At 67.7% G+C, this 8491-nt stretch carries 9 protein-coding genes; 3 read left to right on the forward strand and 6 right to left on the reverse strand.

Annotation, left to right across the window (positions count from 1 at the left end; genetic code table 11):
• Window positions 1–88: 88 nt before the first annotated feature.
• Together A9X03_RS15950 and A9X03_RS15955 are read left to right on the forward strand one after the other, a co-directional pair.
• Complete coding sequence (locus tag A9X03_RS15950) at window positions 89–1741, forward strand: class I adenylate-forming enzyme family protein (protein ID WP_082974506.1); 1653 nt, start codon at window positions 89–91, stop codon at window positions 1739–1741.
• The gene (locus A9X03_RS15955) at window positions 1734–3293 is read left to right on the forward strand and encodes a class I adenylate-forming enzyme family protein (RefSeq protein WP_068261855.1); all 1560 of its coding nucleotides are present in this window, start codon (window positions 1734–1736) and stop codon (window positions 3291–3293) included. The genes A9X03_RS15950 and A9X03_RS15955 overlap by 8 nt, the downstream gene beginning before the upstream one ends.
• Here A9X03_RS15955 and A9X03_RS15960 read toward each other — a convergent pair.
• Window positions 3258–3566: a hypothetical protein gene (locus A9X03_RS15960; protein WP_068261858.1), complete on the reverse strand. Its 309-nt coding sequence runs from the start codon at window positions 3564–3566 to the stop codon at window positions 3258–3260. The genes A9X03_RS15955 and A9X03_RS15960 overlap by 36 nt on opposite strands.
• Window positions 3567–4223, reverse strand: coding sequence for a DJ-1/PfpI family protein (locus A9X03_RS15965; protein ID WP_068261861.1), 657 nt, complete (start codon window positions 4221–4223; stop codon window positions 3567–3569).
• A 75-nt stretch (window positions 4224–4298) separates the two neighbouring features.
• On the opposite strand from A9X03_RS15965, the gene A9X03_RS15970 reads away from it, so the two are divergent.
• Window positions 4299–5273: a GlxA family transcriptional regulator gene (locus tag A9X03_RS15970; RefSeq protein WP_067757796.1), complete on the forward strand. Its 975-nt coding sequence runs from the start codon at window positions 4299–4301 to the stop codon at window positions 5271–5273.
• Here the strand turns inward: A9X03_RS15970 and A9X03_RS15975 are convergent.
• The 4 genes from A9X03_RS15975 to A9X03_RS15990 form a co-directional block, all read right to left on the reverse strand.
• Window positions 5270–5632 carry a hypothetical protein gene (locus A9X03_RS15975; protein ID WP_067757799.1) on the reverse strand — a complete coding sequence of 121 codons (363 nt, stop codon included), beginning with the start codon at window positions 5630–5632 and terminating at the stop codon, window positions 5270–5272. The genes A9X03_RS15970 and A9X03_RS15975 overlap by 4 nt on opposite strands.
• A gap of 69 nt (window positions 5633–5701) precedes the next feature.
• On the reverse strand, window positions 5702–6394 hold the full coding sequence (locus tag A9X03_RS15980) for a GntR family transcriptional regulator (protein WP_068261865.1): 693 nt from the start codon (window positions 6392–6394) through the stop codon (window positions 5702–5704).
• Between the two features lie 2 nt (window positions 6395–6396).
• The gene (locus A9X03_RS15985; protein ID WP_068018391.1) at window positions 6397–7590 is read right to left on the reverse strand and encodes an acyl-CoA dehydrogenase family protein; all 1194 of its coding nucleotides are present in this window, start codon (window positions 7588–7590) and stop codon (window positions 6397–6399) included.
• On the reverse strand, window positions 7587–8491 hold a 905-nt coding region (locus A9X03_RS15990), incomplete at its 5' end, for a CoA transferase (protein ID WP_068261868.1). The genes A9X03_RS15985 and A9X03_RS15990, both read right to left, overlap by 4 nt.

The following is an 8491-nucleotide window of genomic DNA, read 5'->3' on the forward strand; positions in this document are numbered from 1 at the left end:
GTCGCCGTCGCAGATCAGTAGGGGATGTTCTGCGCGCGCACGGGCCCGTTGTGTCAGGACCTCGGCGACCGTCGGGCCGTCACCGGGCATGGTCACTTTTGTGCGGCGGCGGCACCGAAGAAACGCCGGACCGCGCCCAGGTCAGCTTTGCCCGACGGTCGCCGAGGTCCTGACACAACGGGCCCGTGCGCGCGCAGAACATCCCCTACTGATCTGCGACGGCGACCGCATCAGCTATGGCCAAGCCGAGGCGCGTTCGGCGGACCTCGCTCGCGGGCTGATCGCGGCCGGCGCGGGCAAGGGCACCCATGTCGGCCTGCTCTACCCCAACGGCGTGGAGTTCGTCATCGCGATGCTGGCGGCGGCGCGCATCGGCGCCGTGGTGATTCCCTTCTCCACCTTCGTCACCGCCCGTGAGATGCACCAACAACTGCTCGACAGCGACGTCGAAATACTGCTGAGCGCCGCAACTTTCCGCGGCCACGACTACGTGCAACGGCTCGGGCAGGTGCTGGCGGACCCCGATCTCGAATCCGACTGCCGGCTCATGGTCCCGGCCGCCCCGCAACTGCGGCAGGTCGGCATCAGCCACCACCGCGGTGCGGGGCGGCGAGTCCGCGACATCGACCGGTTCTACCGGCTGGCCGATACCGTGGCCCCCGAGCTGCTGGCGGCGACGCAAGCCGATGTGCGGGGCTGCGATCCCCTGGCCATCGTGTACACGTCGGGCTCCAGCAGCGCCCCCAAGGGTGTCGTGCACACGCACGGCGCGCTGCTGGCACACCAGCGCAACCTCAACGACATTCGCGGTCTGACGGCCGACGACAGGCTGTTCTGCAATTCGCCGTTCTTCTGGATCGGCGGTCTCGCCTTCGGACTGCTTGCCACCCTGGTCGCCGGCTCGACGCTGGTGTGCTCCAACGCGGAGGATCCCGGTAAGACGCTGGACCTACTGGAAGCCGAAAAACCCACCTTGACAAACGGTTTCATCGCTGGGATCGCGCACCTGGCGAACCATCCGAGCTTCCCGCGCCGGGATCTGTCATCGATGCGGCGAGGCAACCTGTACCCCATCATGGCGCCCGAGGTTCGACCGGCCGACCCGGAGCTGCGGCACAATATGCTGGGCATGACCGAAGCCGGCAGCGTCGTGCTGATCAGTGACGACGAGACCGATCAACCCGAGACCAGGCGCGGATCGTTCGGCAAGCCGGCGCCCGGCTTCGACACCAAGATCGTCGACACCGAAACCGGATCAGCGGTCGGTGCCGGCGAGGTCGGGGAACTCTGCATCCGAGGACCGTACGTGATGCAGCACTACTACCGGCGAAGCCGAGAGGACTGCTTCGACGCCGACGGTTGGTTCCGCACCGGGGATTTGGTCCGAACCGACGCCGATGGCTTCTTCTACTACGTCGGCCGGCTCAGCACGATGATCAAGACGGCGGGCGCCAATGTCTCGGCCGACGAGGTGGAAAGGGCAATCGCCAAGGTCACCGGCGGGCTGACCGCCCATGTCGTGGGCGTCCCGGATGCGCAGCGCGGACAACTGGTGGGGGCGGTCGTGGTCGTGCCCGACGGCGTCGCCTTCGACGCGGCGGCGCTGCGCGACCGGCTGAAGGCGGAGTTGTCGGCATACAAGATCCCCCGCCGGTTCCTGGCCGTGTCACGCGACCAGGTGCCGCTGCTCTCCAGTGGCAAAGTCGACCGGCGGCACCTGAAAAAGCTGCTCGATGCCTGACGAGGCAACCATCGACGAGTTGGTGCGTTCGCGCGCCGCGCTTTACGGCGACAAGCCCATGGTGATCGATCCGACGTCGCGAACCAGCTACCGTCAACTTGACTCGGCGACAAGGGATCTCGCCGAGTTGTTCATCGATGCCGGCGTCACCAAGGGCACCCGGGTCGGGCTGCTCATGCCCAACGGCGCCCGCTGGGTGAAGGTTGCCCTCGCCCTGACCCGTATCGGCGCCGTGCTGGTGCCGCTGAGCACCCTGCTGACCGCGGGCGAACTGACCGCCCAACTGCGGGCCGCCGCGGTGCAATTCCTGATCGGCGTCGAGCAGTTCCGTGGGCGCCGCTACCTCGACGACCTGCCCCGGCGGACCGAGCTTCCCGCCCTGCGCCACGTCTGGACGGCCGACCGGCTCGCCGAGGTCACCGCCGGCGACCGGGCCCGCCGACTCGTCGACGCCATGACACAGACGGTCACGGCGGCCGACCTTTTGGCCGTCATGTTCACCTCCGGCAGCAGCGGGGCGCCCAAGGGCGTCATGCATTCTCACGGCAGCGCGCTGGGCGCCGTGCGGGCGGGTCTGGCCGCGCGGCGCATCACCGCGGACACCCGGCTGTATCTACCGATGCCGTTCTTCTGGGTAGGCGGCTTCGGCAGCGGAATCCTGTCGACGCTGCTGTCCGGCGCCACCCTGGTCACCGAGGAGATACCGCGGCCGGAGACCACATTGCGGCTGCTGGAGGCCGAGCGCGTGACGCTGTTCCGCGGCTGGCCCGACCAGGCCGAGACGCTCGCGCGGCACGCGGCCAACCTCGACGCCGACCTGACGGCCCTGCGGCCGGGCAGCCTGCAGGCGCTGCTCCCGCCCGAACAGCGGGCGCAGCCCGGCGCACGGGCCGCCTTGTTCGGCATGACCGAGGCGTTCGGACCGTACTGCGGCTATGCCGCCGACACCGACATGCCCACGCCGGCCTGGGGCAGTTGCGGAAAGCCGTTCGCGGGCATGGAGGTTCGCATCGTCGGCGCCGACAGCGGAGAGCCCGTACCCGCGGGCACGGTGGGCGTGATCCAGATTCGGGGACCGCACACACTGCGGGGCATCTGCGGTCGCAGCCGAGAGGACGTGTTCACCGTCGACGGCTTCTATCCCACCGGCGACCTGGGCCGCCTGGACGACGAGGGATTTCTGTTCTACCACGGGCGCTCCGACGACATGTTCAAGGTCAGCGGCGCCACCGTCTACCCGAGCGAGGTGGAACGGGCGCTGCGCAGCATCGAGGGTGTCCACAGCGCCTTTGTCACCAGCGTGCCCGGAACGGCGGGCCAGCGGGTGGGCGCGGCCGTGGTGTGCGACGGGGCCGTGTCCGCCGATCACCTGAGTCGCTGTGCGCGAAAGCTGCTGAGCGCGTTCAAGGTCCCGACGGCGTGGCTGTTGTTGGAACCCGACGGCGACGTCCCGCGCGGGGGCACCGGCAAGGTCGACACCGGTCGGCTGCGAGCGATGCTGATCGAGGCGGCCGGATCAGCGGCGGATACCGGAGACCGCCGACCGCGGTAACCGGCCCGCGCGGGAATGCCCGGCCATCCGATCCCCGTCGACCACGACGTCGAAGGCGAGGTTGAGCCGCATCGGTTTGGTGACCGATTGCCGCCAGGTCAATCGCGTGCCCTCGGCGGCCGCGCCACTCGTCAAGTCCTGCAAGGGAACCGTCTCGCCCTTGTACGTCGCCATACCCGTCAGTCCGCCCGGCGACTCGGCGAATGCATACCGCACCGCGAGAGTCCCGATCGGGGTCTTGATCGTTACGTCCCAGTCGCCGTCCATGCCCATCTATGCCTCCGCCGGTTCTCGTCCCGTCGGGCGCCACACCGTGCCCCGACGCTCGTACTCGAAAAGCTCCTCGACGGCGTGCGCGACCCGCGGGCCGTACCACCGGTCCAGCAGGTGTAAGGCCAGATCCAGCCCCGAGGTGACACCGCCCGCGGTGATCAGGTCGCCGTCGTCGACCACGCGAGCAGCCACCGCATGCACCCCCGCGGCTTCGAGCAGCCCCAGGCCCAGGTGATGAGTCACCGCGTGGCGTCCCTCGATCAGGCCGGACATCGCCATCACGACGGATCCGCCACAGACACCGGCCACCGTCACCTCCGGGTTGTCAAACGCCTTCCGCAACAACGGTGTCAGCTCGGTCTGCGCGGCTCGGGCCAGCAGCACCGGGATGGTCTCGACACCGTCGTCCGGATCACCGGCGATGGGGCCGCTGGCGCCGGGCACGATCACGCAGCCGCTTTCCGACGGATCGAGCGCGGCGGTGGCCGCCAGCGCCAAACCGCGAGTGCCGCCGATGACGCTGCGCGGCCCCTCCGCCGACACCAGCGTCACCGTCAAGTCACCTCCCACACGGTCGCTGCCCGCCGACAGGACTTCGAAGGGCCCGATGACGTCAAGCGGGTCGAACCCGTCGTACAAGACGATCTGTGCGTGCATCCCGTCATGGTCATCGGCCGCACCCGGCAAAACCAGTGGCTGGATTGACACTATGGACCGGTATATTGCCAACCCATGCACTCCGTCGCGATCCTGGCCGAGCCGGACGTCATCGCGTTCGATCTGGCGATCGCGATCGAGGTATTCGGTCGTGTCTGCCTCCCGACCGGCGCGCCGGGGTACCGCGTTCGGGTTTGCGGCGCGGACCCCGTCGTTCCGGCCGGACCGGTGCGGATCGCCACCGATTGCGGTCTGGGGGAACTCGCGAACGCCGATACCATCGTGGTGCCCGGGCGCAACGACGTCACAGTGCCGACGAGGGAGGACGTCATCGCGGCACTGAAGTCCGCGTACGGCAAGGGGATTCGCATCGCCTCCATCTGCAGCGGCACCTTCACCGTCGCCGCCGCCGGGATTTTGGATGGAAAACGCGCCACCACGCATTGGTCGGCCGCCGACCTGTTTTCCGCCGTGCATCCCGCCGTCAGACTCGATGCCGCCGCGCTCTACGTCGACGAAGGCCAGGTTCTCACCTCTGCCGGGGCGTCGGCGGGACTCGACTTGTGTCTGCACATGGTTGCGCGCGACTACGGCTCGGCGGCGGCCGCCGACGCCGCCCGGTTGGCGGTCACGCCCCTTCACCGCACCGGCGACCAGGCTCAGTTCGTCATCCGCCACCGGGCAAGGTCCGACACCGAACTCGATGGCCTGCTGGTCTGGCTGGAGGGCAACGCGCACCTGCCACTGACGCTGCGCGACATCGCCCGGCAGGCCGCCACCAGCGAGCGAACCCTCAACCGGCGGTTCAAGACGGAAACGGGACAAACGCCGATGCAGTGGGTGAACAGCGTCCGGATCAAGCACGCCGGGGAGCTGCTCGAGCGCAGCTCCGACAGCGTCGAATCCATCTCGCACCGAGTCGGTTTCGCATCAGTGACCAATTTCCGCGAACAATTCCGCCGGCTGGTGGGGGTGGCGCCGCAGAGCTATCGCAACGCCTTTCGCGCCAAGAACCACGGCACCCGTGCGTGCTCCGGCGAGACGCCCTAGGAGACCCGCGTCCAGGGCTGACAGTTCTGCGACTCGAAAGCCTTGACCGCCGTGTTGATGTTCGCGTACATCGGGCCGATCGAGGTGTTCGTCTGGAGCACATGCTCCTTGTTCGCGTCCGGCGTGCTGTATGTGAACCACGAGCACATCGAGTCCTGGGTCGGCACGTTGTTGATCCAGACGCCGAAGGCCGACCCCGAGCCGCCCGTGTGATAGAGGCCCGGCGCGATGTCGGGGCCCACGACAAAGACACCGTTGCCGGGTATCGGGTCCAGTGGGTCGGCGACGGCCGGCGGCGCGAGAGCTATCACGACCACGGCTACACCGAAGAGAGCCGACGTACGGATCGTTCGGGGCACTTTTCCTCGCTTTATGTTGTCGCCCCCTCTCAGGGGAGAATATGCCGAGGCGGGCGCGGGAAACAACACTTATCCCGAGGCCGGAGGGCTCCCGTCGACGACCACGCCACGCGCGGTCAGGTGGTCGATCAGCGGGACCGCGCCCGCGGCGAGATGCTGTGACATCGCCGCGCGGGCGAGCTCTTCGTCGCGTTTCTTCAGCGCGGACAGGATCCGGCGATGGTCCCTCATCGACTGTTCCGGCCAGCCCTCGATGGCGGGGAACACCGATTCGGGCGCATAGCGGGTGATTTGGGACATCAGCTGGGCAAGTTTCGGCGAATCGGCGGCGACGTTGATGGCCCGGTGGAACTGATGATTCAGCCGCACCGTCCGTTCGTCATCGTCACCGGCGTAGGCGTCTTCGAGCTCCGCTTGGATCTCTTTGAGTTCGCGCAGTTGGTCGTCGGTGATGTTGATCGCGGCACGGGCAGCCAGTTCGCCACCGACGTGGGCCTGCACGTTCGCGACGTCGGTGACGTCGCGACCGGTCACCGGCAGCACCATGAAGCCGCGCCGGGGCCGCTGGTCGATCAAACCTTCCGCGCGCAGAGCGAACAGCGCTTCCCGCACCGGAGTGACACTGATGCCCAACTCGGCGGCAAGTTGATCCAGGCGGACGTAGGACCCGGCGACGTAGGTGCCATCGAAGATCCGCTGGCGGATCAAGCGCGCGACATCGTCCGAAAGCTGTGGCCGCGCGGCGAAATCCGGAACCGTCATCACTACACCTGGTACTCGGCCAGCAGCCGCTTGCTGATGATGTTCTTCTGAATCTCGCTGGTGCCCTCCCCGATCAGCAGGAAGGGCGCATCCCGCATCAGCCGCTCGATCTCGTACTCCTTGGAATAGCCGTAGCCGCCGTGGATCCGGAAGCTCTGCTGGGTGACCTCGGTGCAATACTCGCTGCACAGGTATTTGGCCATCCCGGCGGCGACGTCGTTGCGCTCCCCCGAATCCTTCAGCCGCGCCGCGTTGACCATCATCAGGTGCGCCGCTTCGACTTTGGTGGCCATCTCGGCCAGCTGAAACGCGATGGCCTGATGCTCGGCGATGGGCTTGCCGAAGGTGTGGCGCTGTTGGGCGTAGCGGACCGCGAGCTCGAAGGCGCGGATGCCGACCCCACAGGCGCGCGCCGACACGTTGACCCGGCCGACCTCGATGCCGTCCATCATCTGGAAGAAACCCTGCCCGGTGATGCCGCCGAGGATGTCGTCGGCACCGGCCTGGTAGCCGTCGAAGATCATCTCCGTCGTTTCGATGCCCTTGTAGCCCAGCTTGTCGATCTTGCCCGGAATCTGCAGCCCGGGAACGACTTCACCGAAGCCGACCGGCTTCTCGACGAGGAACGCGGTCAGATTGCGGTGGGGCTTGTCCGAGCCTTCGTCCGTGCGCACCAGGACGGCCACCAGCGTGGACGTGGCGCCGTTGGTCAGCCACATCTTCTGCCCGTTGATCGTGTAATTGCCATCCGGATTGCGCTGGGCCCGAGTCCGGATCGCGGCCACGTCGGAACCCAGCTCCGGCTCCGACATCGAGAAGGCGCCACGCGTCTCACCGGTCGCCATGCGTGGCAGGAACCGCTGTTGCTGCGCGTCGGTTCCGTGCTGGCGCAGCATGTAGGCCACGATGAAGTGGGTGTTGAGGACGCCGGACACGCTCATCCACCCGCGGGCCAGCTCTTCGACGCACAGCGCGTAGGTCAGCAGCGACTCCCCCAGGCCGCCGTACTCCTGGGGAATCATCAAGCCGAACAAACCCATGTCGCGCATCTGGTCGACGATGTGCTGCGGGTAGGTGTCGCCGCGTTCGAGCTCCGCGGCGTTGGGGATGACTTCCTTTTCGACGAATTGCCGCACGGCGGCGACGATTTCGGTCTGGAATTCCGTCAGTCCGAGGGTCTGGGCGAGTCTGGTCATGCGTCGTCTTTCCGTTTCGGGCTTCTGCGCCGGTCGATCGTGTTCGCGTCCGTCAGCCGTTCGATGTCGGCCGTTGTCAATCCCAGGCGCAGCTGGAGAACCTCGGCGGTGTCTTGCCCCAGGGCGGGCGCGGCCGCGCCGGCGGGGTGCTCGCCGTCGAATGCGAGCGGCAGCCCGGCGGCGAAATAGTCGCCCAGACCGGGTTGGTGCAACCGGGAAAACATGGGGTTGGCGGTCACCTTGGGGCCCGCGGCGACCTCCGCGAAGGTTCGGTAGCGCTCGAAGAGCACCGTGGTCTTTGACAGCGTGGCCGTGATCTCGTCGGCCGCATGACTGCTGAACCAGGTAGCGAACAGACCGGACAGGACGGCACGGTACCGGTAGCGGTCGCCCTCGGAGTCGAAGTCGACGCCCAGCGCCTCGGCGAGCGCCGACACCGCGGCGCCGGTGCCCGTGACGTCGACCAGATCGCGAAAATGCCTGCGGGTCAAGGTGACCACCATGAACCTTGCGCCGTCACCACTGGCGAAGTCCTGCCCGTACTGGCCGTAGATGGCGTTGCCCAGCCGTTGCCGCTGGGTCCCGGTGACCTGCGGCTCGGTCAGTAGTCCGAGGGTTCCGGCAATGGATAGCGCGACGTCCTCCAGCGCCAGGGTGATCCGCGCGCCCAGCCCGGATTCGTCGCGCCGGCGGACGGCGGTGACCACGGCGAGCGCGGCGTACAGGCCGCAGCACACGTCCCAGGCCGGCAACACGTGGTTGATCGGCCCGGCGTGCTCGGCCGGACCGGTGACGAGCGGGAATCCGATGCCGGCGTTGACCGTGTAATCCACGCCGGTAGAACCGTCACCGCGTCCGAGCAGCTGGACGTGGATGACGTCGGAACGTTTGGCGGCCAACG

Origin of the sequence: Mycobacterium sp. E1715, assembly GCF_001667625.1 — a bacterium.
GTDB lineage: Bacteria > Actinomycetota > Actinomycetes > Mycobacteriales > Mycobacteriaceae > Mycobacterium.